We start from the raw sequence: 26,376 nt of genomic DNA, 5'->3' as shown, positions 1-26,376 counted from the left end.
CAGATCGACCCAGATATGATCATATTCTTGTTTCGTCGCGCGTTGCAAAGGCGCCATTTGCCTATTGGGCCCGAGAAAAAAGGCGGCACGCCGCGCCAAGATCAATGACCTGCTGTTCGCAGACCCGGAGCGGGAGGCCTCCGCTCAACCTTAGACGATCCGAGCTCTGAGCGGCCAGCTCATGGACGGACAAGCCGTCCATGCTTGCTAGCCCGGGCAAGTGGCCGCTCAGCGAAGCCTCTAGCTTCGCTTTAGCACCATCACAAGACGGTCGACACGTTTGCCCTGCTTGAGGTGGGAGTTTACGATTTCGTCAACGTCCTCGGGCGTGGTCGCGCGATACCACACTCCGTCGGGATAGACGACCATCAAGGGACCAGAGTTACAAAAGCCAAGGCAGCCTGCCATCGTGAAACCAATATCGTTGAGGCCTTGCGCTTCGATCGCCTTGCCCATTCGATCCCACAGGGCTTGCGCGCCGGAGGCGCCACAGCTGCCGTGCGGATGAGTTGGCGGACGCTGCGTGTTGCAGGCAAAGACATGATGCCTATAGAGTTGAGGAAGCTCGAATTCGGTTTCTGAGTTCATTCGCCTATCCTGTGATCAATGGGTTTCATCTGAAAGAGACAAGGTGCGAGCACATCGCCCCCATAATCTCTTAAGGTTTAACGCCGCATCGACCAATTGATTCAACTGATTCCCACTCGCGCTTGCGAAAGCAGGCGAAATGAGCGGGCGCCATCGTGATTGTCGTCGCTGAAGATCAGCGATAGATATCTTCGCGTCCGGAGCAGCCTCCTTGATCAATTCCAACGTCTTCGGCCGTCATCGCGATCTTTCTACTCCCGCATCACTTGCTCACCATCCAACTTCTCCAAAGCAAGTTGCACACCAGATGCGTAACGTTCGTTTCTGCAACGATCGCTTGCTTTGCCCGGCGCGACTCACAATTATTGCCGAGGTTGCGACAATGTCGTTCGCTTCTGTTTCGGATACGACAAACCTCGCATAGCGTTTGACCTCCCGCTTCAACCTTCTGCAGTTCGTACGCAGAATAACCGAGACTCTCGGTTATTTTGCCCAGCTCTTGCGCTATCATATCTTGGAATGAGCAGCGATCTTCATGACCCTCGTGCCGCCTATCGAGGAGCCTTTATTCTCGACGATCGCCCGGTGAATCGAGTGCTCTGTTCTGCCGTCGCGTGATCGGCTGGCCGCATCGTCCGGCGCGAGCCTACAGCATCTTTTTCGCCCTGAAGCTGGACGCTGCGTTCCGCCGCTGCCGATCTATCGTTTGCCTCAACAGATAGCGCCTGTCGGGAGAGCCAAACGAGGCAGGGATGATCGCCGAGCCACCTTTGAGGCTGCAGACCAAGCCGGCCGCAATCCCCATCGGCAGCAACGGCAAACCGGCAACACAGCGGTCCCAGATTGGGCGCACGCTTCGCACGATACACGTCAAGACGCGCTTGCAGCGGCGAATGCGGAGCAAGGAGCACGTGCTCATTAATGCATTTGCTCCTAACCGACTCTAGCTGACGATGGTGGCGCCATTCGCTAAGGGCGTCGCACGAACGGAGGTTTGGCATGGCAGTTGCAACGCAGGCAATAACGCCAGCTGCGCCGGCCGGCCGAAGAACTTCTGACACAGGATCGTCATTCCTCCTCCCCAAACGGTCCTGTCAGTCTGGGTCCCGCCATTCTCCCAGCCCAGACGATGCCCTCGGCGAACTTCCAGCCGCCGGGGGCATTTCCCGCTCGAACATATCGCCGGCAGTAAGAAGCATGTCCTGACTGCCGGCTTGATTTGGCGAGCTACCGCAAAAGCAGCTTGGTGCGGCGGAGGTCGCAGAGTGCAAGGCCGCAATCCGCGCGAGGTGCCCGTTTTGTCTCACAAGTCAACAGCCGTGACACGCATCTGCCAACGCTCACGAGTACGACGGTCTCATCCGGCGGCAAAGCGCCTCAGGCAGTTTGAGCAAAGCGATAGGCCCGCTAGTCCGGATGGATCGTGATATCCATTGTCTCGTCGCTGTCCCCGAACGGGTCGACAAACCGATCGTCTTCCAGCAGCTTGACGCCGCACAGGCAGACGTCACCTTCGATCACGGCGAGCGCTACCGGCTCAAGCGATTGTCCATCGCAGGGGCCGTCGATGCAAATCCCAGTGTCGATCTCAAATCTTGCACCGTGCCGGCCGCATCTGAGAAAGGAGCGGTCCACCGAGAAAAACGCACCGGAGCCGATGTTGAGCCAGATGCTCTCATGCGGACAACGATTGACGTAACCCAAATAGTCGTTGCCGAAGGTGCGCACCACAATAATTGGAAACGGCCGGCTCTCGCCCCTATCATCGATCCGCGACAGGCTAAAGCCCATGGCCCCACTCCGCTCGATGGCATCGGCCGGACAGACGGCAAAAACCTCGATCTGATCGCTCATCAGGTTGCCGATTATCGGTTCGCTCATCCCGGCCTCGCAGTTTCCTGCTTGAAGGCGTCGATCGCAGTCCGGCTCAGCCGAAAAATCCCACGGCCACGAGCGAGCTGCCGATAAGCCGAGCTGGCACGGGCGTTGAGGACATCAAACCATTGGTCCGGCGTGAGCTTCGCCGGACGCTCGCTGATTTGGATCACCCTCCCGTTCGGACCGAAGCGGACGTGGATGATGACTTGTTGCGAGTTCATACCGATCCCCTGTTTTGGTAACTCTAAAGATCCCGAGCGGGCACCGAGGATCTCGACTGTGATGTGCTTGGTTTGGGCGCCTCAAGCCGCGCCTTGGATGTGCCTTTTTCTACTATCGAGCAGGTCTTCTTCGCGCTCGCTTGGAACATTTCTCTTGCGGCCTTCCCAGACAAGTACATGCCTCCCGCGCATCCCGCGCGCTCCCGCCATGTGGATCACGATGTGCGCCCGGCAACGCTGCCACAAACGATTATCCTCCGTCCCCTTGCTCATCTCTCGCGACGACAAAAACTACGATCATCGCAATTCACTCCTCGTTCTTCCGTGTCGTGGATGACGAGCATCTCAGTAAATCGCTGCACCCGCTCCCACGTTGATCGATGCATCTTTCATGGTCTCGACGATAAACTCGATCTGCTTGCTCGTGAGATGGGTGTGAAACGGAAGCGCCAGAGCGCGATCGGCTATTTTTTCCGTAACCAGGAAATCGCCACGCCGATAGCCGAAGTCAAAGTAGTGGTGTTGCAAGTGCAGCGGCTGGCTATAGGCAGCGGATTCAACCCGTGCGCCTCGCAGATCATCGATAATGGCGTCGCGCCCCGATCGCGTGAAGCGTGTCCCCAGATGAACGAGATAAAGCAACCAGTTCACCTCGGTCACATGGGGGCCAACATAAGGCGGCTTGATGCCCTCAAATGACTGCATATGCGCGTTGTAAAGCTGCTCGACCAAGCGACGCCGCTCCAGGATTTCATCGAGACGCTTGAGCTGCGCCAGGCCCAAGGCAGCCGTGAGATCGCTCATGCCGGCCTGGTAAGGTGCCGTGCTACCGACAACAACGGAGGAGCGCTCGTCCAGGCGGTGGGCGCGATGGCGACGCAAGCCGACCGCGATATCGATATCGTCGGTCACCACCATTGCACCTTCGCCACAGGTTAGGGCCACCGGCTGGGCAAAGTCGAACACCGCGAGGTCGCCAAACCGGCCGACGAGCTCACCCTTGTAGCTCGATCCGATCGCCTCGGTGGAATCCTCCAAAAGCAGCAGCTGATGGCGCTGCGCGACCGCGCGCAGTTCCGACCATGGCGCGGGATGACCGTTGGGATTGCCGGCGACAATCGCCCGCGTGTTGGCCGTGATGCGCTCTTCGGCCTTCGCTGGGATCAATGCTCCCGACCAATAGTCGATATCGGCAAATACCGCTCGTGCGCCTGCGAGGCTGATGGCATGCGCGGTCTCACGAAAGGAGTAGGGCGAGGCGATAACCTCCTGCCCGGGGCCGATGCCGAGCGTCTTCAGCGCAAGCAGGAGCCCGATGGTACCACTGGAGACCGCAACAGCATATTTGCGGCCAAGATAGGCGGCGAAAGCCTGCTCAAACGCCTCAGTGATCCGCCCGTTGGAGATTTGCGGCGAACACAGCAGCGTTTCGACGGCAGAGAGCTCGGCGAAGGTGATATCGGGATCGGACAGTGGAATGAATGATGTATTCTCCTCCACAGTGTGCGCGCCATCAAGCCGACACTCTGCTAGTTCAGTGCTCACCGCCCAACATTCCTTTTGGCCAATACGATGCCGGTCGCCCGCGTCGGATCGGCCGTAATCTGCACGCAGTGATCCGATGCATCGATCAGATGAAGGTCGAAACGCAGAAACTGCCGGAACGGCTGATCCGCCACATCCGACGCATCACAGCTCACCCAAGCAAGCTGCGGAAAGCGGCGCCGCAGCTCGACAAACGAACCCATCTCGGCGCCATCGGCTGCAAGCAGCCGCTCGATTTCGATCAATTCCTCCGCGGTGAGCGCCATCGTGGCTCCTCTATGACTCGTCAAAGGCGGTTCGTCATTGCCAGAACAGACGCTCCGGATCCGCGTTCAATTCGTCGATTGCAGAAGTCAAGCGATGGTAAAGGCTGTAAAATTCCCAAATTCCTCGCGCGTGGTTCTTGCGAAACAGCTTCCAGATCCCGCTCACGGCATCATAAAGAATCAGCGCGACGTCGATGAGAGCACCATCCTTGTCGATGTTGCGCGAGCAACAGGGGCTCTCGATGAGGTAGCCGCCCCTCACCTGCGTCACGTTCGGCGAGACGTAAAGATAGCGCTTGCGCGAGCTCAGGCCGCGCTCGATCCGTTTGCGATCGAGCTCGTTGGGGTGAGGCACCAGCCCGGCCTTTACCTTTCTCATCAGCGCGGCATTCATGGCGAAAGCCTCCATTCAAAGCACTGTGATTTCTTCTTCAAGACAGCCGATGAGCAGCTGCTCACCAAAATCGACAATATAGATCGGCACGTTCGCTTCGGTATGGATAGCGACGTTGATGATCTCGCCGGTCGCTCCGGCGGCGAGCAAGACTCCCTCGGGCTCCGTGTTGGGAAATGAGCGATCGTTGATGAGGTCGACTGCGGTTTTGACCCGCTGGCCCCGCCGATATTTCGGAAAGCCGGGCTGGGTCATGACTCCTCCGGCAATGGCAGATCATCGATCTCCGCGCAGGCGTCCACCGGCTCTAGTTCCTTGCGCTTCATGCCAACACGGTAGCCGCTTTCCAGAAACTCGACGCCGTAGATGTAGAATTGCTGCAGGAACGTGCCGATCGAGACGACGTAACCCACCTCTCCCTTCTTGACCAAAACGTCGCCAATCTCCTTGCCGCGATAGGTGCCATCATTGCGGATGGTGCGATTGGCACGCAGCTTTTGGCCAAAGCCGAAGACAGGCGGACCGCTGAGCTCGACGACGTCGCTGTCGCGAACAATGCTGGTCATGTACCGCTCCTCATGCATCGCTCTCTCGTAGAGGTGCAGGGACGCCGCCTGGCCCACCGCAGGCGAGATCCTCTATCATTTCGTGCTCGCGCGGCATCGTCGGTCACATCGACGATGGCAGCGCCGCCTGAAAGGCCACTCTCGACGTCGCGAAGAGCCTTTGGACCGCCACGCGGAATGAAATGCTCGCCAGGGCCGTGCTGCCGACCAGCAACAGCACGATCGCAGGGCAATCCAGCGCAGTCGTCGTCCGTGATGGAGGACCGAACGTCGGCGCCTGCGCCTCCGCCAACGCGCAGCACGAAGCTTGCGACGTTTTTAGCACCAGCTCTCGGCATGCCGTTCATGGGGGTTCACGCTTTAGGCTGGCGCCTGGTAGCGAGGCAAGGACGTGTCAACCACGCAGGTATTGTCGACCGGACAGGCGGCGACACATTGCGGCTCGTCGAAATAGCCAACACATTCAGTGCATTTTGCCGCTTCAATGACAAAGCTGCCCCCCTTCTCCGAGATGGCAACGTTCGGGCATAAGGGTTCGCAGGCTGAGCAGCTCGTACACTGCGAGGCGATGATCTTGAATGGCACATATTCCCCCTTACGCTGCAGAGATCAGAGATCCTTGCCGGATCGCGGCGTCGCCGCGCTGCGCGTGCTGGATCTCCCCGCGTTTCACCTTGTCCAGATAGGATCTGAACCAGGCAATCGCCGACTTCTCAATGAACTCATGGGCGTATTGATCGACCGGCTCGATCCCCGCCTTGATCAGATTGCTTTTCGGGCAGCCCCCGATCTTGGACACGAAGACCGCATGGCAGTCACGGATGCCATGCATGATGGCGGAAAGCCTATCCTCCTCGCCATAACCGCTCTGGCAGTAAACGTCCACGCGGCGGTGGCCGACGAATTTGGCGCCGGATGTAGAAAGTTCGTACACCTGGAACTCCTTTGCATGCCCAAAGTGCTCGTTGATCAATCCCGAGCCCTTGGTTGCGACGGCCACCAGAAGAGTGATCGCGCTCATCTCTCCGGCAAATTCCGCAAGCTCCTTTTGGCCGGCCGCGATTTTGGCGGCACGCTCATCCTCTACCCTGTCCTGATACGCCTTGCGCATCTCTAAGTCATATTGGACGTCCATTTTCATGACCTGATCGGTGGTGAACTCTGCGCTGCGATCCTCCCCGAGTAGACCGACCGCATCGGCGCGGCACTGGCGGCAATGCCGCATCATTTTTATCTCCCCTTCACAAGCATCTTGCAGCGACTTCAATTCCTGCGCCGTCGGTCCGCGCTGACCGTTGAGGCCAAATACTGTGCCGTGCTCGGGCGCGGAGATCAGCGGCATGATATTGTGAAGGAAGGCACCACGCGACTTTACCGCCCTGTTGACCTCGACCAGGTGGTCGTCGTTGATGTTTGGGATCATCACCGAGTTGACCTTGCACAGGATACCCCGTTCGCTAAGCATCTCGAGGCCTTGCAGCTGGCGATCGGTGAGTATCCTTGCCGCGTCGATGCCGGTGTAGCGCTTGTGGTTGAAGAAGATCCACGGATAGATCTTGGCGCCGATTTCGGGATCGACCATGTTGATGGTGATGGTGACGTGGTCAATTTTGGACCTGGCGATGGTATCAATATAGTCCGGCAGAGCCAGTCCGTTGGTTGACAGACACAGCTTGATGTCGGGAGCCGCCTTGGCGACCAGCTCGAACGTCTTGAACGTCTTTGCTGGATTGGCCAGGGGATCGCCGGGACCAGCGATGCCAAGCACCGTCATCTGGGGAATGGTGGTCGCTACCGCGAGAACTTTTCTTACCGCCTGCTCAGGCGTGAGCTTCTCGCTCACCACGCCCGGACGCGATTCATTGGCGCAGTCGTATTTTCGGTTGCAGTAATTGCACTGGATGTTGCAGGCAGGCGCGACCGCGACATGCATGCGGGCGTAATGATGATGCGCTTCTTCGCTGTAGCATGGATGGTTCTTGACCTTTTCCCAGATTTCGGTCGGCAGATCGCCTTGGCCTGCCTGCGAGCCGCAGCTCGCCTGCCCGGTCTTGGCCAAAGCGCGGCAGCCCTTATGCTCGGCGGCGGGCTGCATCATCTTGCCGCTATCCACTGCAGCTTTGGCATATTTTCCGCGTTCGACGACCGCGTTCATTTTCATCTTTCCCTGCAGGCATCATCGGCCACCCAGGACCATCCGTGAGCGAACCTCAAGAAGCCGGGTAGCAACTTGCATGCCATGGCGGAGACGATGAAATTGCGGCCATACGCCAACGCGTTAGCGGAAACGATCGTCTCTGGCGCATCTAAGAACAGCAATGATGCTCTTGTTGACGATGCGACAGATACGTCGTCATTCTCACGCAGAGCTCCATGGCTTGCGCATTCATTCTCGCACTAAGCTCGCCGGAACCCGGCTCCATCTGAACGGGTTTTCTCGCGTTGCGGCTCTCGTAATATGCCGATACGAGCTGGGGGATCCGGGCTTCACAAGGCCACTAATGGGTCAGCAGTATCTCAATCGCCCAAGGGAGCCCAATCGCAAGCGGTGTCAGGCCTTGCTCGAGTAGGAAGCGGAGCTCGTTGCGAGAGAGCGCGTCCGGATCAACGATCGCATAGTGGGTGTCGGCCGAGCGCTTGATGATCTGCCGCGCATAGCTACGCAACAGCTGGTCGTTGAAGCGACAGCCGATGAAGAGAAAGGTCTGTCCGGTTCGCCTTTCCTTGACGATGTCCGGAATTGGCGTCTGAATGTCGATTTCGGTCAATGCCTCGACATAGTCAGCGTCGGAGATAAGGAAGTTGTTGGCCGGCTGCACGCTGCCATGCGGCTTGTACAGCACCGTCGTCCAGCTGCCGGCCACGGCATTGTCGACCTCTTGGCCAACAGAATCGTAAAAGCGATACCAGCGGTTCTCCACAATGCCGACGCGGGTGATACCCTGCACTTCGCCCCATCCATCGCGCTTACCCAGCGCCGCGCGCATGGCGGCATCATACCAGGCGTCTACTATGACGGGCAGCGACAAGGACGCAAGATGATGGTGCAACCGCGTCGGCTCGACTGGCCGAGCGAAGGCCTGCGTCATCAATGCCGTCACAGCGGACCGATGTTTGCTGATCTCGATATGCTGCGCCGACGCCCACGCATTGCCCCTAGCCCGCCGCGGCAGCGCAACCTTGCTGGCGAAGAAGCCGGCCAACGCCTCTGGCGTGGTCGGAACATCGGATCTGCACAATTCGGCGAGGCCAGGACCGAGATAGGGAACAATGCTCGCGGCCCTCAGGCCGGCAGCGATGTCCACGAGCGTGGCCTTTGCATCGGCCGCATCGACAAAGTCGATCTGCGGGGGCGCCTTCACGGATCGTCCCCGTTCTCGCCCCGTTTTTTAGCGTTGATTGTGATCGGTAACCGTGTGTCGCTCGCCATCTCGGGCAAATCGAGCACCCAGCCATTAGCTACTTTGATCCAGCCGCCCCATAGCGTCTCGTACTCGGATTCCACGATTGGCTCTTCGAGATCCTTTTTTGGCACGTAGATCGACAGGCCCGCGTCCGGAGACCGGCGGATCATGATTTTCACGAGGTCAACTCCCTGACTGTGACGCGGGAGGTGGCGCGCAGGCGAGCCACGATGTCGGACACTGCGCACGCGACCTCATCGACCTCCGCGAAGGAGGTTTCACGCGACAGAGAAAAGCGCACCGCGCCGCGTATCCGCCACGCCGGCACCTGCATGGCACGCAGAACATGCGATGGCTGCATTGAGCCGGAGTTGCAGGCTGATCCGATCGACACGGCGATGCCCGCCCGATTGAGATGGTGAGCGATGGCTTCGCCTTCGAGATGATCGAAGGCAATATTGGCCGTGTTCGCTAATCGATTGCTGATATCGCCGAGCGCAACGCACTCGCCATTGTGCAAAATTCCCTGCTCAAGGCGGTCGCGCAACGCGCTAATGCGAACGCGCTCCGGTTCGAGCCGCTCCGCCGCAAGCTCGGCAGCCTTTCCGAGGCCGACAATGCCGGGAATATTCTCAGTCCCGCCGCGGCGCCCTCGTTCCTGTGATCCGCCGCAGATCAACGGCCGGAATTTTGTCCCTTTGCGCAAATATAGCGCGCCGATCCCCTTGGGGCCGTGCAGTTTGTGCGCGGATAGCGACAGCATGTCGATCGCACTGTCCTTTAGGTTCACGCGCTCCTTACCGATGGCCTGGACCGCATCGGTGTGAAACAGCGCGCCCGCCTCACGGGTCAACCCGGCCAGAAACTCCACAGGAAACATCGTTCCGGTCTCGTTGTTGGCCCACATAACCGAGGCAATCGCCGTGCGTGGCCCGAGCGCGCAGCCAAACGCCTCGATGTCGAGCCGTCCGCGGGAATCTACGGGTACGATGTGCGTCTTGACTCCTCTTGCCGCCAATTGCTCGGTTAGCGCAAGAACGGCGGAGTGCTCTACCGAGGTGGTGACGATCTCGTCGCGGTCTTCCTGCGTCGCAAGCGCAGAGAGGACCGCGGCATTATTGGCCTCGGTCCCTCCCGATGTGAAAACGATTTCATGATCGTATGCGTTCCCTAGCAGGCCCCGCAAGCAACGCCGGGCCTGCCTCAGAGCGACTGCGACCTCGCTGCCAAAGGCATGCGTGGACGAGGCATTGCCGAATTGCTCGGTGAAGAACGGCAACATGGCTTGCACGACGGATGGATCGGTCCGTGTCGTTGCATTGTTATCGAGGTAAATCGGCACTCGATTTTCGCTCAATCCACTGCCTCGCCTGCAGCAGCTACGGGGATCAGGCGAACCAATTCGCCGAGTTTATCGACCAGCCGCGCCTGAATGCCTTCCAGCGTCACCCTCGAAAGCTTACACAACGTGCAGGCACCGGTCAGCCTGACCATGACCCTGCTGCCATCGATCCCGATCAGGTGACAGTCGCCACCGTCGCGTTGCAGATTGGGTCGGATCTCTTCGATTGCGCCGCGACTGCGACGCTCTCGGTCTGTCGCAGTGGACGACGATCGCCTTAGTTGTACTGGTTCGGCCTGCATGCTTCGATGTCTCCTCCTCATCAGCTCGAACGATTTTTTTCATCAGCTGAACGATTTTCCGCAGGAGCAGTTCGCGGTGGCGTTCGGGTTATGAAAGGTAAAGCCAGAGCTCTCCAGTGCCATCACGAAATCGATGGTCGTACCGACCAGATGCTCACGGCTCTTGTTATCGACGAACACCTTCAGCCCGTCGCATTCGATCACGGTGTCGTCAGGCTTCGCTTCCTCGGCCAGACCCATGTTGTATTTGAATCCATTGCAGCCGCCTGCTTCGATCATGACGCGCACCCCGCCGGTCGGGTGCGTCGACGATGAAATCGCGCTCTTGATTGCATTCACTGCGCTATCCGTCAGGTTGATCACGGCTTTCCCTCATCAGCTTGGATTTAGCTACCAAGGGCAAGTCACGTGCCAGCGCGCAGACGCTTGATGATGCTCACTTTTTCGGATCGCGGCTGTTGGCTTTGGGACCGGTGTCGGGTTCCTGACAAGGCTACTTGAGGCGATCGCAGCCCATTGACGCGTTTTCTTTCTAAGCTACGACGAAGGCCGCGACGCATGCAACGGCAAGCAATTTGCATCGCATCTGGCACCGGCCAAGGCGTCGGTTAAGAGCTTAGATCGAGGAAGAATTTAATGACTGCAATCGAGAACACCGCACTCGGCAGACTTGAGAAGGAGGGCCGCCTGCTCAATGCCGTACTCAAAGGCGGGACTACCAAGCCGGGCCGGTTCGGCTTTCGCGGCGACGTCGCACTAAAATTCCAGACTCAAGTCGCGGACGAGAAACGGCCGCCGGACTATTCGATCGAACAGGTGTTGACGATCGCGCAGGACGGAGAACGCACTATTCCGGTGCTGGCCGGCTACCTGCATTCCTTCGCCTATCTTGCTGACGTCGCGACCGTCCTTGACGGTGCCTTAAGCCCAAACGGCAGCTACTTCATCTTCTGCAACAACATAGATTTGCTCGCGAAATATCGAATCAAGCTCGGTGATATTAATTTCCACGTCCTACCGTGCGATGAATCCACCGTTTGGAAGGAGATGATGGACCTGGTCGGGCTCAACAAGGACGACATCAAGAAGCTCGATCCGGGCGGCAAGCTTGATTACCTCCTCGATGCCGCAAAGGATCTCGATTTGTCCTATGAGGAGATCTCGTACCACGACGGGCTAAAGAGGATGGAGCCCGTGAAAAACCGCAACGAAAACCGGCCGGTCTGAGCGCGGTCTTCAGTTGTTGGGAGATGCATCGTCTTCGACAAGACGCACACCGAGGACACAGATATCACCATCCAGAACCGCCAACGCGATCGGTGTGAGCGCTCTACCCTGACATGGACCTTCGACGCACCGCCCGGTGCCGAGTTCGAAGGTCGAACCGTGCTTGCCGCACATCAGCCGGATACCGTATGGATCGAGGAATTCGTTCCGCTCCCAGTCCAAATTGACGCTGTTGTGCGGGCATTTATTGACATAGCCAAGCACCTTTTTGCCCCAGCGCACCACAATGATGGACCACGGCCGGTGATTGCCGTCATCTTCGACGACCATAAGATGGAATCCCATGGCCTGGCGGCTCGGAATCTCGTTAAAGCCGCAAATCGCATAGATGGGATTTGGCTGCATTCATCGCTCGTTTATTGCAAGACGTTCTTCATTGTCGCTGTGCAATCACCCCTGCAAGAACCCTACAAGTGCCGGAACGGATCGTGTTTCTGGCAATCCAACGCGCAAGCTTCGCCATTGCGGCACACTTCATTGGCCCGGGCGCATAATTCAGACCAATTCGCACGAGCATTGAGCCTTGCTGCCCTTTCCATGCTGGCTGCGCAGCTGCAGCTTTCGCGCTTCAACCTTTCTGGACCATTTGCCGGAGAGCTAACGCGGTGGCTGGTAGCCGCCTTCGCTCACGCAGCTTCGACTGCGCCTGAAACGTGGGTCTGGCAGTTGGCCGGGCAAACCCTGGCGCATGCACCACAGCCGATGCAAGCGCCCTGATCGTTCAGAATCATGACCTTCTTTTCGATTTCATCGTCCTCGTCATTGTCGAGGTCGACAAGTTCGCCCTCCTCGTTGATACCTTTCAAGGTCATGACATCTCGACCGCACACCTTGAAACAGCGGCCACAGCCGATGCACTTCTTGCTATTGATCGAGATCAGATATTCTGGTGTCCAGTTGCGTCCATCGCGCGTTGCAAATGACATGGGTCGGGCCCCCTTTAAGTATTTTCCAGCGCCTTCAAATCATGGCTCTTGCGCTCGAGTTCGGCATAGGCATTGTGCGCCTTCTGCGCCACCACCATGATTGAGGTCCAGTTGACGGGCAATTCTTCCGAAAGATCGTGCAGATCCATCTTGGCTTGTGTCGCCTTGACAGACAGCTTCTTTAGTTCTGCCTTCAGTGTTTCACGATCGCTCATGAGTATCCCCAATAGTTCGCCACGTCCGGAAATTTCCGAATCAGGTCGATTCCGTCGCTGACATATTTGTCGCCCTCCTGCGCGAGCTTTACGAAATTAGGAAATCCGAAGCGATGCACATCGCGCAGCTGCTTGTTCACGGCGATCAGCCGGCCTGAGATGAGCACCATGCGGCCGAAGCCTTCATGATGCAGATCCAGGATCGGCTGGATCATCACACCGGTTTCCCTCTCGATCGAGAGCGCGACCGCATCGAAGAACAGCTTAAGCCGCCACAGCGTATCGGGATCAGGATCACCGATAATCGGCAATGCGCGCCGTTTCTCCTTGTCCAGGATATAGGGTTCGAGCAGGTCAAGATCGCTCTTCGCCTCCCAGGCTCCGTTGGTATCCTGAGCACGCCAAATCTTGATCAACTCCTTGAGGAACGGCGCGTCGACGGCGCTGCCCTGCTGCTCTATTTTTGCGGTCATATCACCTCATTCATCGAACTCGAACGTACACCGTCGGTCCTTTGCCATGGCCTTGCGTAGCCAGGGAGGTGGCGTGCCCTTCAGTACGCGCTCGAGTTTTTCGAGCAACACCAGAATGCTTTCTGGCTTATTCACCTTGATAGGATGGATCTTGTTGGCCACCACTCGCGCAGCCCCGGCACCGCCAATGGCGGCGACGTAAAGGATTGCGCAATCCTTGATCGCCTCGATCTTCGGCGCCAACTTGTCGTCGTTGCCGTCTTCCTTAAGATCGCCCTCAAACTCAATCGCTTTGAGAAACACGTGCCCGCCAGGCGTGACATCGTAGATTGCGATATTCTTTGCCCAACCAAAATGGGCATCGACGCGTCTCAGGTCCTGAGTGGCAAATGCGACCTTCATGCAATCGACCTCTCAGCTGCGCCGGTGGAGCTGCGATACCCCGAGCATCGTGGTAGTCCGGCCGCAGTCCGCCATCTATCGGGCGTAGGCTGATCGTTCTCCTCGCGGTGCGCGATCACGAGATTGGCGATTTCGAAGATCAGATTGCGGGTACCACGATAGCCCACGGATAGTTGGTGTCCCGCGCCAAGTCGATCGAACATCGGAAACCCCATACGATAGAACGGCACTTTCAGCCGGGCCGCCGCTTGCCTGCCATGCGAATGCGTGATCAGCAGGTCGCAATGCTTTGTTTTGGCAAGCCCTTCCAGATCCTCGAGATCGCCAATGAGTACCTCCTTGGTCTTGATCCGCTCGATCACCTCCGACTGAGTGGTCGTCACGGCCGCGGTCACGTGCGCGCCCATGTCGTGCAGCATGCCGGACAGATCGAACAGAAGATCTGGCTCAGCGCCGATCGCAACTTTGCGACCGCCAATATGGAAGTGCGCGTCCAGCATTGCATCGGCGAGCTGACCGCGCTGGCGCCGATATTTCAATGGTATGGGGCGGCCGCTGATCTCGCTCAAGAACGTCATGAATTCGTCGTTCGGACAGAGACCACACAGCCGCTCGAAGACACGAAAAGGCACGTCGGTCTTGACCTGCATGACCTCTGCCGCTCGCCGCATCTGCGCGCCGATTGCAATCGTCCACCCGGCGCGGCCCATGCTCGCAATTTCGTCGACGCCGATGCCGCCGATGGTCGTTGGCGTAAACTCATCGGGGATATGCCCATCGAGCGATCCCGCGAGGTCAGGGAGGAAGGACGGGCACAACCCGAAATCCTCCAATATGACACGGAGTTCATCCAGGTCGCCGGGCGTGAGGTGACATCCCGGCAGAACATTCACCTTCGATGGATCCCGCAGGCCATTGGCGCTGGGCCCTTCCACCAGCACCTCCACAATGCGCGCCACAGCCTTCTCCCAGCCGTCCTGGAACGCGCCCTTGAAATCAGGCGTCGAGACATACACCAGTGGCAACTTTGCAAGTTGCGGATGCTTGCTCCGGATGAGCTTGAGGTAGGCATCCACATCGTCGCCGTTGGTCTCAGTGACACCGGTCGAGCAGATTCCGATGATCTTTGGCTTGGTACGGTTGTAGATGTTCAGTATCGCCTGCTCGAGATTCTCATAGCCGCCGAGTACGGTCGCGACTTCGCTCATCGCGGTGGTCTGCAGCGGTACTGCCTCTTTGAAATGCCGGACAAAGAGCGTGAGCCCGAAGGATGTGCACCCCTGGGATCCGTGCAGAAGCGGCATCGCCCCGCGCAGCCCCATGAAGGCGAATGCGCCGCCGATCGGCTGGCTCATCTTCAGCGGGTTGACAGCGCAGGCCTTTGTCGGCGCCGTGACGATGGCCATGACGCCTCCCCTATTCTGCGGCCTGTCGCATGGCAGATGGCTCGGACACCAAGATACCTTCGATGCGTCTTTGGCAGCAGCCACCGACCGCATTGGTATGCTCTCTGACCGCTGCGACGCTCCTCAGGCCGTGCGCGTAGATTGCATCCTCGATCGTGCCCAGATCGACCGTGTTACACACGCAGATCTTCTTGGCGCGGCGCGCGGTTTCGGCGAGCGTCGGATCACAGTCGATCGCGGCCACCGGCGATTGCATCTGCTCCATCGCCTTGGCCAATGCGTCCCATGGTGCCGGTCGACGTAGCTGCTCCCACATCGGACTGGAGAGCGACTTATCGATCTCCTCCACCAGCTTGACCATTCCGACATAGCCCATATAGGCGTGGCAGCGCTCCTGGTTGATATCGAGCCAGGGCATCGCCGCTTTCAGCGCGACGAACTGCGACTTGCCGCCCGATAGCATGATGTCCGCTTTTGCGTCCTTCAACATCTTGTACATTTCGCGCGGCGTCATGTCCTCGATCATGTGGGCATCCTGCCCCATGAGCTCCTTGATGCGCTCCTTGTCTTCCCTGGTTGATTTCTTCACGCTGGTTCCGACTAACTCAAGCCCGGCTTCCTGGAGTGCCGCAACGACCGACCATGACTTGACGCCGCCGGTAATCAACAAGGCCTTCTTGCCTTCGAATCGTTGCTTGTACGGCTCGATCGCAGCCCAGGCCCACGCCTCCTCGCGCGCGATCACCGCTTCGGTGCGGCGGAGCAGATCTGTCGGCGCGCCGCGTTCAACCAATAAGCGGGCAAGCTGACGCAGCGATTCGCTCGAATCTTGAATACCGTAGAACGACCCCTCGAAGAACGGGATCCCGTAGCGTTCCTCCATCTTGCGTGCGACGTTGATCATGGACTTTGAGCACACCAACATCGCCGCCCGCGCGCGATGAGATGAAGCGACTTCGCGATATTTGCCATCGCCGGAGATGCAGGAGAGAATCCGTATCCCAAGCTCGTCTAGCAATGGCTTCACTTGCCAGAGCTCTCCCGAAAGGTTGTATTCCCCGATCAGGTTGATATCGTACGGCGTGGTGTAGTCCGGTTCTTGCGTCCCGATTACATAGTCGAGCAAAGCCTCGCCGGCGAGTTTATTACCGAGGTTCTTCGAGCCGACGAAGCCCGGGGAATTGATCGGGATCACCGGCTTTGCGAACCTTTGAGATGCTGCCTTACAGACTGCGTTGATGTCGTCGCCGATCATCGCCGGGATGCAGGTTTGATAGACGAAGATGGCGGGCGGGTCGCACTTGTCGATGATCTCCTTGATCGCTTTGCAGAGCCGCTTCTCGCCTCCGAATACAATATCGGTTTCGCTCAAATCGGTTGTGAATGCGGTGCGCCACAGATTCGAGCCGGACGACGCCGCGCCGCGATTGTCCCAGGAATTACCTTCGCACGCGATCGGACCATGCACCAAGTGAGCGACGTCAGTGAACGGCTGCAGCGCAACCTTGGCGCCATCGAAAGCACAGCCGCCGGCGGCGCTACCCGGCTGCAGCTGTTTGGTGCAGCCCTTCTTCCGTTCAGCCTCCGACTTACTGCCATTCTTGGCGCAGCCCGGCTCGTCGAAAATATTTTGGACCGTGGCCGCTAGTGAACTCATCCCTTTTTCCTCTCAGCGCAAACTAATTGCATGGTCAACCGTCGTGTGCTTGTACCATCGTCGAGTGCTTGGGCGATGGCACGCGCACGGTCGCTCATCAACGAATGATGTCGAAGCTGTAGTCAGTTTTGCCAAGAACGTTTGTCTTCTTGTCGATCTCGTCGAAGATCTTGTCCAGGATCTTCACCAGCACATTCAGGCCGCCCTGATAGCCCCATAGGGGGGAGCGGTGATGGTGATGCCGATCAAAAACCGGAAAGCCGATGCGGATCAGTGGCGTTCCGGTATCACGCTCCAGATACTTGCCATAGGTGTTGCCAATCAGAAAATCGACCGGCTCGGTGAACAGGAGTGAACGCATGTGCCAGAGGTCTCGGCCCGGATAGGCTTGGCACCCCTGCCCAAATGGCGAGCTAGCAAGCAGCGCCTGCATTTTTTCGTGCCACGCCTTGTTGCCGTTGGTGGACAGCACATGGGTCGGTTCGGCGCCGAGTTCGAGCAGAAACGCAGCCAACCCATAGCAAAGATCCGGATCGCCATAGATCGCGAACTTCTTGCCATGGATATGCGAGCTGGAGTCAGCGATGGCATCGACCAGGCGGCCACGTTCTCGCGCGAGTTGCTCGGGAATCTCCTTGCCGCTGATGCGTGACAGCGCCACGAGAAAGTCATCCGTTGCGGATAAGCCCACCGGGTAGTTGAAGGATACGACGTCCTGCCCATGCTCAGCCACGAATGGCAGCGTTTTTTCGGTGCACCACTGCTGCATGGAGATTGTCGCCTTGGCGTGAACCGCGTTGGCCGCATCTTCCAGCGTCGTGCCGCCGTCATACATCCGGAATTCGCCGTCTGTCGGAGTATCGAAGACTTCAGAATTATCGGCGAGAATCGTGTGCTGGATGCCCATCAACGCCAAGATGCGCTTGATCTCGCGAAGGTTTCCGACGGTATAGCCATCGAACCCACCAATGATGTTGATCGCCCCGTTCGGCTTGCGCTCCAGCTTCGGCGCTGTTCCGGCCTTGCCGTCCCAAAAATGCTCCAGAATGCCCTTGAGCGCATTGTCATAACCGGTGACGTGGCTGCCGACGAACGCCGGCGTGTGGGCGAACGGCACGTCGAAGTCCGCCGGAACCGAGCCTTTCTCTTTTGACGTCTTGATGAAAGCGTTGAGGTCATCGCCGATCACCTCGGCCATGCAGGTCGTGGAGACCGCAATCATCTTGGGTTTGTACATGTTGTAGCTGTTCGCGAGCCCGTCGATCATGTTGTTCAGGCCGCCGAATACTGCAGCGTCTTCCGTCATCGACGAAGAAACGCAGGAGCTAGGCTCCTTGAAGTGCCGCGACAGATGGCTGCGGTAATAAGCCACGCAGCCTTGCGAGCCGTGGACGAAGGGCAGCGTGCCCTCAAAGCCAACAGAGGCGAATACGGCGCCAAGCGGCTGGCAGGCCTTGGCCGGATTTACCGCTAGCGCCTCCCGCGCAAAGTTCTTTTCGCGATATTCGGCCGTTTTCGTCCATTCCTTGATACGTTCGACCTCGGCGGGATCGCGAGGATTCTCGAATATCTTTTTCTTGGCCAGCATCTGCTGGTATTCTGGACCGCGGAACAGTTCGAGATGATCGAGCACGTGTTCGGCACTCTGCGCCATTGTTGAAGTCCTTCACTATCGAGATTGGTATCGCCCCGGCTTTCCCAGAGAGCGAGATGAGTTGCTTTATTCTGCAGCCAGGAGCTTGGCCCTCGAAGCTTCCTTCCAAGGGGCCTTCGTTTTCTTCCAGACCGGCGAGTTGACGGCCATGTCCATGTCGCGCGCAAAGATCGCAAAGCCGTCATAGCCGTGATATGGACCCGAATAGTCCCAGGAGTGCATCTGCCGGAACGGCACACCCATCTTTTGGAAAACGTATTTTTCCTTGATGCCCGAGCCGACAAGGTCAGGCTGGAGCTTTTCGACGAAGCGCTCGAACTCATAGCCATTGACGTCATCGTAGATGAGCGTGCTGTCCTTTATGTAGTGCTGAGCTGTGCGCTGATAGTCGTCGTTGTGACCGAACTCGTATCCGGTGCCAATGACTTCCATCCCGAGGTCCTCGTATGCGCCAATCACATGACGCGGACGGAGCCCGCCGACGTACAGCATCACCGTCCTGCCCTCCAGGCGCGGGCGATATTTCGCGATCACGGCGTTCACCAGCGGTTGGTACTTTTCAATCACCCGCTCGGCGCCTTCCTTAATCTTGTCGTCGAAATAACCCGCAATCTTGCGCAGCGACTCTGCGATCTTTGACGGTCCGAAGAAGTTGTACTCGCACCACGGAATACCGAACTTCTCTTCCATGTGGCGTGAGATGTAGTTCATGGAACGGTAGCAATGCAGAATGTTGAGCTTTGCCTTCGGCGTTGCCTCGAGCTCAGCCAGTGAACCGTCGCCGGACCACTGCGCGATCACCCGCAGGCCCATCTCCTCCAGAAGAATTCGTGATGACCAGGCGTCGCCGCCAATATTGTAGTCTCCGATGATCGCAACATCGTACGGCGTCGGCTCGAACTTTGGCTTGCCGTCGGGCTCGAGCTGGTCGAAAATCCAATCCCGCACCGCGTCGTTGGCAATGTGGTGGCCTAGTGACTGCGACACGCCCCGAAAGCCCTCACAACGGACCGGCACGATGGTCTTGCCGCCATATTCCTTGGATTTCGCTCTTGATACGGCCTCGATGTCGTCACCGATCAAGCCGATCGGGCATTCCGATTGGATCGTGATGCCGTTGTTGAGTGGAAACAGCTCCTGGATTTCGTCAAGGATCTTCACCAGCTTTTTGTCGCCACCGAATACGATATCCTTTTCCTGGAAGTCGGAGGTGAACTGCAGGGTCACGAAGCTATCGATGCCCGTCGTGCCAACGTAATAGTTGCGTCGCGAGCCCCACGAATACTGACCGCAGCCGACCGGGCCATGGCTGATATGGACCATGTCCTTGATCGGTCCCCAGACCACCCCCTTTGACCCTGCATAGGCGCAGCCTCTGATCGTCATCACGCCAGGTATGGATTTGATGTTGGACTTCACCCCGCAGTCAGACTTGCCGGCTTGGTGAACGTTGAGGTGCTTGGCACGCCGTTTCGCGGTTTTCTCCGGATAGACCTTCAGCACCTCCTCGATCAGCTCTTTGTTGCGAGCCCTGATTTCTGCGATGCTCTGGGTCGTGGCGAGACTCATCTGATGTCCTTGAATGGTTAGCTGTTGCGAGGGCGGCTTCTTGACCAAGACTTTTGCAACCAGCATGCCAGCGTCGCGTGAGCACAAAAAACACAGCAATCAAAATCGCTTAGCGCGCCTCGTGCGGTGAAAGGGGGTGTTGTTGCGAACCCGACATCACGCTTTGGGCAGAGAACTCTTGGTTTGGCCCTGTTCGAAAAGGAACAAGGGCTGGCTATGCGTGAATTGCCCGCCCAATTCTCGAGCGTGTCCGCGATCGCAGTACTCTGCGATCGCGCTCGCCGAAGGCGGCCGTGCAGGAAGACCGGCTGCAAGGCCGGCTGCCCGACACAGGCTTGCCAATGCTATCTATGCTTGCTGAGACCTACAGGTGCTTACCTGCTGCGATGACGATGAGGTGCATGACCTCATCCTCCAGACTTCAATGCGAGCTGCCTCGCCACCTGGACGTCGTAGGCTCGCCGAATCACGAGAACAGCTGCCGCGCCTTGATAAGCGCACGCACGAGCACATCAATCTCTTCACGTGTATTGTAAAGTCCGAGCGACGCACGGCACGTCGCCAGCACGCCGAAGCGCTTGAGCAGCGGCATCGCACAGTGGGCCCCCGCCCGCATCGCTACACCGGCGCGGTCGACGACGGTGGCAATATCATGCGCATGCGCACCCTTCATATCAAAACAAATGATCGGTCCCTTCTCGGCCGGGGTCGCGATCATGCGCACGAAGTTGATATCCGCCAGCCTCTCCTGCGCGTAAGCGAGCAGTACGCTCTCGTGCCTGCGGATCTGCACCTTGCCTATTGAATTGATGTAATCGATAGCCGCGCCTAAACCGATGGCTTCGACGATCGGCGGCGTACCCGCTTCGAACCGGTGTGGCGGATCACCATAAATGACTCCGGAACGCGAGACCTCGCGAATCATCTCCCCGCCGCCATTGAAGGGCGGCATCGATGCCAGATGCTCAGACTTGCCGTAAAGCACACCGATCCCAGTCGGACCATAGAGTTTGTGGCCCGTCATGACGTAGAAATCGCAATCAATGTCGCGGACGTCGGCGCTCAGATGGACGCATCCTTGCGAGCCGTCGACGAGCACCGGGATACCACGAGCATGCGCGATCCTCACCACCTCTTTCACCGGCAACACCGTGCCGAGCACGTTCGACATTTGTGTGATTGCAACCATCTTGGTGCGCGGGGTCAGCAGTCGCTCAAAATCATCGAGCAAAAAGTTTCCGTCATCATCCACTGGCGCCCATTTGATCACTGCACCGAGTCGTTCCCTGAGAAGGTGCCATGGCACAATGTTGGAGTGGTGTTCCATAATCGAGAGAACGATCTCATCACCGGGGGTAATGCGTTCACGGCCAAAAGTCTGGGCGACCAGATTGATCGCCTCCGTGGCGCTCCGGGTGAAGATGATCTCTTCGTTTAAATGCGCGTTCACAAACTGCGCCACCTTGGTACGGGCGCCTTCATACGCCTCGGTCGCCGCGTTAGCGAGGTAGTGCAAGCCGCGATGAACGTTGGCGTATTCGCTGGAGTACACCTGCATCATACGGTCAAGCACCGCGTTGGGCTTTTGCGCGGATGCAGCGTTATCGAGGTAAACAAGCGGCTTGCCGTACACCGTCATGGCCAGCGCAGGAAAGTCAGAACGCAGACGGTTGACCTCGTAACTACCATTGCTCACGGCGGGATGTGCGCTCATCGCCCCGCCTGCAGCCAGTGTTCAGCTTGCGCTGCCACAAAATCGCGTAGATTCTCGGAAGTGATCTCCTCAATCGACTCGCCAACGAACGCTTTAATCAGCAACATCTGCGCATCCTTCTCGGGTAGCCCCCGAGCGCGCAGATAGAATACGAGAGTGTCGTCGAGCGCACCGGAAGTCGCTCCGTGGCCGCAGGTCACGTCGTCAGCCAAGATTTCAAGTTCGGGCTTATTGTCGGCCTCGGCCTGGTCCGATAGGAGCAACGCTCGCGTCGTCAGGGTGGCGTCCGTCTTGCGGGCGGCGGGACGAACGACGATTCTGCCCTGAAACACCGAGCGGCCGCAATCGTCGACGACCGCGCGGAACTTCTCCCGACTGGTGCAATGTGGTACGGCGTGGTCGACCACGATCGTTGTGTCGGCGTGCAGCTTGTCCCTGATGAGATTAACCCCATTCGCCGAAAGCTTGGTTCCCTCGCCGGCCAGCGTGATGAATCCCTGATAGCGACTGATGGAGCCGCTGCAGGTCATGCTGAAGAGGTCGAGCTTAGCCTTGGCGCCGACTGCGATGATCGCCGAGGAGATGTTCACGGCGTCGGAGGCATCGGCTGCCACGCGGATATGCGAAAGGCTCGCCTCGTCACCAACCAGGGCGATTATCGCATCGTTGGCTTGATAGCCGCTCGCGCCTTCAGCCGGGACGAAACTTTCGACGATGGCCGCATGCGCTCCTTTACCGAGCTGCAGATAGGAGCGTGTAAAGGTGGACACCGACAGTCCGGTTGCGACGTGAATGATTTGAATTGGACGCTTCACCGCATTGCCATCGGCGACCGTAATCACCAGGCCATCTGTCGCCATTGCGGCATTGAGCGAGATTGCCGGATCGCTCGTCGTCGACAGCACCAGACCGGCCATGGCCGCAGTGGCCGAATTCTCCAGAACCTCTCGCAGCGACCGCACAACGACTTCATTTTCGAGCCCGCCGAAATCGGACAGCTCCGGCGCGAATATGCCATCCACCAAAACGAGCTTGACCGCCTGATCGGCAGCCACTTGCTTGGCCGACACCTTTGCGCGCACCAGCGCCTCCGCATCCGGTCGCGGAGCGAGTGGCAGCACCTCGCCGATCAGGGCGCGCAGATCAGTGTATTTCCAATCCTCCATGCGCCGATGCGGGAGGCCGGTACGCTCGTAGAGCTCCAATGCCCTCGCCCGGATTTGGGGGACAGGGCCTGCACCAGGCAGCCGTCCACGCGCCGCAGCGAAAACATTGCCCATTGCGCGTTCGGCGTCGGCATTGGCCAAAACCTGCTTCATCGGGGAATCCCTAGAGCCGTCAGGCCGCGTCTTCGAATTGGGCGTAGCCACAAGCCTCGAGCTCCAGCGCGAGTTCTTTTCCGCCGCTCTTCATGACCCGCCCTTTCGACATCACGTGCACAATGTCCGGCACGATATGGTCGAGAAGCCGCCGATAGTGGGTGATCACGAGCATCGCTCGTTCCGGCGAACGCAAGGCGTTGATGCCGCTGGCGACGATACGCAGCGCGTCGATATCGAGGCCGGAATCGATCTCGTCCAGGATGCACAGTCTCGGCTCGAACAGCGCCATCTGCAAAATTTCATTGCGCTTCTTCTCGCCGCCGGAGAAGCCGACATTGACGCTGCGCTTGATCATGTCCTGGGGAATGTTGAGCGAACCGGCCACCTCGCGGACTCTTTTCAGAAATTCGGGGGTGGAGAATTCCCGTTGGTCGCGCGCCTTGCGCTGGGCGTTCAGTGCCGCCCGAAGGAAGTTCATGTTGGTCACGCCGGGGATCTCGACCGGATACTGGAATGCCAAGAACACGCCCTTGGCGGCACGTTCATTTGGCTGCATCCGCAACAGGTTCTCGCCCCTGAACAGGATTTGTCCGCCGTTGATCTCATAGCCTGGCTTGCCGGCGATGACATGAGAGAGCGTCGATTTACCGGAGCCGTTCGGCCCCATGATCGCGTGTACCTCACCCGCATTGACGTCAAGATCGAGGCCGCGAATAATTTCGCGGTCTTCGACACCAACCTGCAAATCTCGGATTTCGAGTAGCGCCATTCTGATCCGATCCCTGAAATGCGTCATCTGGCGAGCCGCATTCGAGAGGGCTCGCGGGAGGTTTGGTTATCCGACAGATCCGTCGAGCGAGATCGAGATCAGCTTCTGCGCCTCCACTGCGAACTCCATCGGCAGTTTTTGCAGAACGTCCTTGACGAAGCCGTTGACGACGAGGCCGACGGCCTCTTCTTGGCTGACGCCGCGCTGGATGCAGTAGAACAGCACGTCCTCGGAGATCTTCGAGGTCGTCGCCTCGTGCTCGAACGTCGCCGACGAATTTTTGGCTTCGATGTACGGCACGGTGTGCGCGCCGCATTTGTCGCCGATCAACAAGGAATCGCAGGCGGTGAAGTTGCGCGCGCCGGTCGCTTTGCGGTGCGCGGTGACGAGGCCGCGATAGGTGTTCTGCGATTTGCCGGCAGCAATGCCCTTGGAGATGATCCGGCTCGACGTGTTCTTGCCGAGATGAATCATCTTGGTTCCCGAATCGACCTGCTGGAAGCCGTTCGAGATCGCGATCGAGTAGAACTCGCCGCGGGAATTATCGCCGCGCAGGATGCAGCTCGGATATTTCCAGGTGATCGCCGAACCCGTTTCGACCTGGGTCCACGAGATCTTGGAATGGGCGCCGCGGCAGTCGCCACGCTTGGTGACGAAATTGTAGATGCCGCCCTTGCCTTCCGAATTGCCGGGATACCAGTTCTGCACCGTCGAATATTTGATCTCGGCGTCATCGAGCGCGACGAGCTCGACCACGGCGGCATGCAGCTGGTTCTCGTCGCGCTGCGGCGCGGTGCAGCCTTCGAGATAGGAGACGTACGAGCCCTTGTCCGCGATGATCAGCGTGCGCTCGAACTGGCCGGTGTTGCGCTCGTTGATGCGGAAATAGGTCGACAGCTCCATCGGGCAGCGCACGCCCGGCGGCACGTAGACGAATGAGCCGTCGGAGAACACCGCCGAGTTCAGCGTCGCGTAGAAATTGTCCGAGGTCGGAACCACCGATCCCAGATATTTCTGCACCAGCTCAGGATGCTCGCGGATCGCCTCCGAGATCGGCATGAAAATCACGCCGGCCTTCTTCAGCTCCGCCTTGAAGGTGGTCGCAACCGAGACCGAATCGAACACCGCATCGACCGCGATCTTGCGGTTCGGCGTCTGCTCGCCGCCGGGTGGCGGCTCGACGCCCTCGAGGGTCGCGACCTCGCGCAGCGGGATGCCGAGCTTCTCGTAGGTTTTCAGGATCTCCGGATCGATCTCGTCGATCGAGGACAGCGTCTTCTTCGGCTTCGGCGCCGCGTAATAGTAGATGTCCTGGAAGTCGATCTTGGGATAGTCGACGCGCGCCCAAGTCGGCTCGGTCATGGTCAGCCAGCGGCGATGCGCCTCCAGGCGCCATTCCAGCATCCAGGCCGGTTCACTCTTCCTTGCGGATATGAAGCGAACGGTGTCTTCCGACAGCCCCTTCGGGGCCTTGTCGGACTCGATCAGCGTCTCAAACCCATATCGATATTGGTCGACGTCGATCCGCCGGACGCGCTCGACCGTCTCTTGTACAGCTACCATCGCCCGCTCCGCTCGCGCAAGGACAACTCCCGCCGCCGAGGATTGCGCCGCAATCTCTCCGAGCGGACCGCGCAAGTCACGGCCAACTCGGGGCCAGCGAGTGAGAGAAACAGGAGACGGATCCAAAAGGCGGCGGCTGTCGATAGCATCTTCATCATGTTTCGCGCCGGAGCTCCTCTCATCGGCTACTCCACCTATGCTGGCACGCAGGTATCGGGCACCGGGCAAACGACGGCGCATTGCGGCGTGTCAAAATGCCCCTCACATTGGGTACACTGGGTCGGATTGATCACATATATGTCGTTCTTCAGGCTGATCGCGGCATTGGGACATTCGTACTCACACGCACCGCAGACGGTGCACTGGGATGCGATTATCTTGTAGGCCATGACTGCGATTCCATGAGCAAAAGTTGCGGGACAGTTTCTTGCTTTCAAGTCTTGTGCCAGACGGTTTAACCTTGATTCGTCTGGGCTATTTTCGATAAGGCGACTCGCCGCCTCGACACGGTGTCGCAAATCCTACAACGGGCATGACAGCAACTTGATCTCGATGCGGTGGTTTACGCATGGTCGATCTCACGGCAGTCAGCCGATCAGGTGAACCGCGTTAGCCAACCTCAGGGAACGATCTGCGATCCTTCCCATAGCCGCCGTGCCGCGGCTACGATCGAAGCGCCGCGCGACTTCACAAAGTTCTCCGCCGGTGTGTCAGGTCGACCCCGAGCCGCATCTTGTTGGTTCCACTCACCGGGACAGCGGCGGCTTCGGCGACATCACCACGATGAACAACCGGCGCAGTGATCACCGGTCCGGTCCGCGTCCCCACAGCCAGTCAGAAAAGGTCGCGGCGATCGCGCCAGATAAAGTCGCTGAGGTGATCGCGGGCGTCCTGGGGACCCGCGGGACGCATT

Annotated in this window: 29 protein-coding genes; 1 reads left to right on the top strand and 28 read right to left on the bottom strand. The window is 58.6% G+C overall.

The window, feature by feature from the left end; genetic code table 11:
* Positions 1-240: 240 nt before the first annotated feature.
* The 14 genes from BLV07_RS07080 to BLV07_RS07000 form a co-directional block, all read right to left on the bottom strand.
* Positions 241-588, bottom strand: coding sequence for a (2Fe-2S) ferredoxin domain-containing protein (locus tag BLV07_RS07080; RefSeq protein ID WP_018319601.1), 348 nt, complete (start codon positions 586-588; stop codon positions 241-243).
* A gap of 1,407 nt (positions 589-1,995) precedes the next feature.
* Positions 1,996-2,445, bottom strand: a complete 450-nt coding sequence (locus BLV07_RS07070) for a Rieske (2Fe-2S) protein (RefSeq protein ID WP_091882098.1) — start codon at positions 2,443-2,445, stop codon at positions 1,996-1,998.
* Between the two features lie 587 nt (positions 2,446-3,032).
* Positions 3,033-4,187: a DegT/DnrJ/EryC1/StrS family aminotransferase gene (locus BLV07_RS07060; RefSeq protein WP_091881708.1), complete on the bottom strand. Its 1,155-nt coding sequence runs from the start codon at positions 4,185-4,187 to the stop codon at positions 3,033-3,035.
* 41 nt (positions 4,188-4,228) lie between these two features.
* Positions 4,229-4,498 (bottom strand): DUF6129 family protein, encoded by a 270-nt coding sequence (locus BLV07_RS07055; protein WP_091881705.1) that lies wholly within the window; start codon positions 4,496-4,498, stop codon positions 4,229-4,231.
* A gap of 34 nt (positions 4,499-4,532) precedes the next feature.
* Positions 4,533-4,892 (bottom strand): DUF3024 domain-containing protein, encoded by a 360-nt coding sequence (locus tag BLV07_RS07050; RefSeq protein WP_091882095.1) that lies wholly within the window; start codon positions 4,890-4,892, stop codon positions 4,533-4,535.
* 15 nt (positions 4,893-4,907) lie between these two features.
* The gene (locus tag BLV07_RS07045) at positions 4,908-5,147 is read right to left on the bottom strand and encodes a nitrogen fixation protein NifZ (RefSeq protein ID WP_091881703.1); all 240 of its coding nucleotides are present in this window, start codon (positions 5,145-5,147) and stop codon (positions 4,908-4,910) included.
* Complete coding sequence (locus BLV07_RS07040) at positions 5,144-5,458, bottom strand: nitrogen fixation protein NifZ (protein WP_091882092.1); 315 nt, start codon at positions 5,456-5,458, stop codon at positions 5,144-5,146. Before BLV07_RS07040 ends, BLV07_RS07045 begins: the two co-directional genes overlap by 4 nt.
* Before the next feature lie 360 nt (positions 5,459-5,818).
* Positions 5,819-6,043 (bottom strand): 4Fe-4S binding protein, encoded by a 225-nt coding sequence (locus BLV07_RS07030; RefSeq protein ID WP_091881697.1) that lies wholly within the window; start codon positions 6,041-6,043, stop codon positions 5,819-5,821.
* Positions 6,044-6,053: 10 nt separating this feature from the next.
* A complete protein-coding gene (gene nifB, locus BLV07_RS07025; RefSeq protein ID WP_176945383.1) occupies positions 6,054-7,613 on the bottom strand; it encodes a nitrogenase cofactor biosynthesis protein NifB in 1,560 nt (519 codons plus the stop codon).
* 343 nt (positions 7,614-7,956) lie between these two features.
* Positions 7,957-8,820, bottom strand: coding sequence for an SIR2 family NAD-dependent protein deacylase (locus BLV07_RS07020; RefSeq protein WP_091881694.1), 864 nt, complete (start codon positions 8,818-8,820; stop codon positions 7,957-7,959).
* Positions 8,817-9,041, bottom strand: coding sequence for a putative nitrogen fixation protein NifT (gene nifT / locus BLV07_RS07015; RefSeq protein ID WP_018319613.1), 225 nt, complete (start codon positions 9,039-9,041; stop codon positions 8,817-8,819). Before nifT ends, BLV07_RS07020 begins: the two co-directional genes overlap by 4 nt.
* Positions 9,038-10,219, bottom strand: a complete 1,182-nt coding sequence (nifS, locus tag BLV07_RS07010) for a cysteine desulfurase NifS (RefSeq protein ID WP_091881691.1) — start codon at positions 10,217-10,219, stop codon at positions 9,038-9,040. The genes nifT and nifS overlap by 4 nt, the downstream gene beginning before the upstream one ends.
* Positions 10,216-10,506, bottom strand: coding sequence for a NifU family protein (locus tag BLV07_RS07005; protein ID WP_091881687.1), 291 nt, complete (start codon positions 10,504-10,506; stop codon positions 10,216-10,218). The genes nifS and BLV07_RS07005 overlap by 4 nt, the downstream gene beginning before the upstream one ends.
* Before the next feature lie 42 nt (positions 10,507-10,548).
* On the bottom strand, positions 10,549-10,869 hold the full coding sequence (locus tag BLV07_RS07000) for a HesB/IscA family protein (protein ID WP_091881683.1): 321 nt from the start codon (positions 10,867-10,869) through the stop codon (positions 10,549-10,551).
* Positions 10,870-11,142: 273 nt separating this feature from the next.
* Here BLV07_RS07000 and BLV07_RS06995 point away from each other — a divergent pair, with 273 nt between their 5' ends.
* Complete coding sequence (locus BLV07_RS06995; protein WP_018319616.1) at positions 11,143-11,733, top strand: hypothetical protein; 591 nt, start codon at positions 11,143-11,145, stop codon at positions 11,731-11,733.
* A gap of 9 nt (positions 11,734-11,742) precedes the next feature.
* Here the strand turns inward: BLV07_RS06995 and BLV07_RS06990 are convergent, their stop codons facing one another.
* The 14 genes from BLV07_RS06990 to BLV07_RS06925 all read right to left on the bottom strand — a co-directional run bounded on the left by BLV07_RS06990 (position 11,743) and on the right by BLV07_RS06925 (position 25,852).
* Entirely contained in the window at positions 11,743-12,138 is a 396-nt protein-coding gene (locus tag BLV07_RS06990) for a Rieske (2Fe-2S) protein (RefSeq protein ID WP_018319617.1), read from the bottom strand.
* 281 nt (positions 12,139-12,419) lie between these two features.
* The gene (gene fdxB, locus BLV07_RS06985) at positions 12,420-12,719 is read right to left on the bottom strand and encodes a ferredoxin III, nif-specific (RefSeq protein ID WP_018319618.1); all 300 of its coding nucleotides are present in this window, start codon (positions 12,717-12,719) and stop codon (positions 12,420-12,422) included.
* A 14-nt stretch (positions 12,720-12,733) separates the two neighbouring features.
* Entirely contained in the window at positions 12,734-12,934 is a 201-nt protein-coding gene (locus BLV07_RS06980) for a CCE_0567 family metalloprotein (protein ID WP_018319619.1), read from the bottom strand.
* Positions 12,931-13,407: a NifX-associated nitrogen fixation protein gene (locus tag BLV07_RS06975; protein WP_091881680.1), complete on the bottom strand. Its 477-nt coding sequence runs from the start codon at positions 13,405-13,407 to the stop codon at positions 12,931-12,933. Before BLV07_RS06975 ends, BLV07_RS06980 begins: the two co-directional genes overlap by 4 nt.
* Before the next feature lie 6 nt (positions 13,408-13,413).
* Positions 13,414-13,809 carry a nitrogen fixation protein NifX gene (nifX, locus tag BLV07_RS06970; RefSeq protein ID WP_091881677.1) on the bottom strand — a complete coding sequence of 132 codons (396 nt, stop codon included), beginning with the start codon at positions 13,807-13,809 and terminating at the stop codon, positions 13,414-13,416.
* Complete coding sequence (gene nifN / locus BLV07_RS06965; RefSeq protein WP_091881673.1) at positions 13,806-15,215, bottom strand: nitrogenase iron-molybdenum cofactor biosynthesis protein NifN; 1,410 nt, start codon at positions 15,213-15,215, stop codon at positions 13,806-13,808. The genes nifX and nifN overlap by 4 nt, the downstream gene beginning before the upstream one ends.
* Positions 15,216-15,225: 10 nt before the next feature.
* Positions 15,226-16,872 (bottom strand): nitrogenase iron-molybdenum cofactor biosynthesis protein NifE, encoded by a 1,647-nt coding sequence (gene nifE, locus BLV07_RS06960; protein WP_091881669.1) that lies wholly within the window; start codon positions 16,870-16,872, stop codon positions 15,226-15,228.
* A gap of 97 nt (positions 16,873-16,969) precedes the next feature.
* Positions 16,970-18,526, bottom strand: a complete 1,557-nt coding sequence (gene nifK / locus BLV07_RS06955) for a nitrogenase molybdenum-iron protein subunit beta (protein WP_018319624.1) — start codon at positions 18,524-18,526, stop codon at positions 16,970-16,972.
* Positions 18,527-18,592: 66 nt separating this feature from the next.
* Positions 18,593-20,095: a nitrogenase molybdenum-iron protein alpha chain gene (gene nifD, locus BLV07_RS06950; protein WP_091882086.1), complete on the bottom strand. Its 1,503-nt coding sequence runs from the start codon at positions 20,093-20,095 to the stop codon at positions 18,593-18,595.
* Between the two features lie 466 nt (positions 20,096-20,561).
* Complete coding sequence (locus tag BLV07_RS06945) at positions 20,562-21,809, bottom strand: cysteine desulfurase (RefSeq protein ID WP_091881665.1); 1,248 nt, start codon at positions 21,807-21,809, stop codon at positions 20,562-20,564.
* Positions 21,806-23,128, bottom strand: coding sequence for a Fe-S cluster assembly protein SufD (gene sufD / locus BLV07_RS06940; protein WP_091881660.1), 1,323 nt, complete (start codon positions 23,126-23,128; stop codon positions 21,806-21,808). Before sufD ends, BLV07_RS06945 begins: the two co-directional genes overlap by 4 nt.
* A gap of 19 nt (positions 23,129-23,147) precedes the next feature.
* Positions 23,148-23,900, bottom strand: coding sequence for a Fe-S cluster assembly ATPase SufC (gene sufC, locus BLV07_RS06935; protein ID WP_091881657.1), 753 nt, complete (start codon positions 23,898-23,900; stop codon positions 23,148-23,150).
* Positions 23,901-23,966: 66 nt separating this feature from the next.
* Positions 23,967-25,463, bottom strand: coding sequence for a Fe-S cluster assembly protein SufB (sufB, locus tag BLV07_RS06930; RefSeq protein ID WP_091881653.1), 1,497 nt, complete (start codon positions 25,461-25,463; stop codon positions 23,967-23,969).
* A 194-nt stretch (positions 25,464-25,657) separates the two neighbouring features.
* Positions 25,658-25,852, bottom strand: a complete 195-nt coding sequence (locus BLV07_RS06925) for a 4Fe-4S dicluster domain-containing protein (protein ID WP_091881649.1) — start codon at positions 25,850-25,852, stop codon at positions 25,658-25,660.
* Positions 25,853-26,376 lie beyond the last annotated feature (524 nt).

It is taken from the genome of Bradyrhizobium sp. Rc2d (assembly GCF_900099855.1).
GTDB lineage: Bacteria > Pseudomonadota > Alphaproteobacteria > Rhizobiales > Xanthobacteraceae > Bradyrhizobium.
This window is presented reverse-complemented; position numbering and strand designations above follow the sequence as displayed.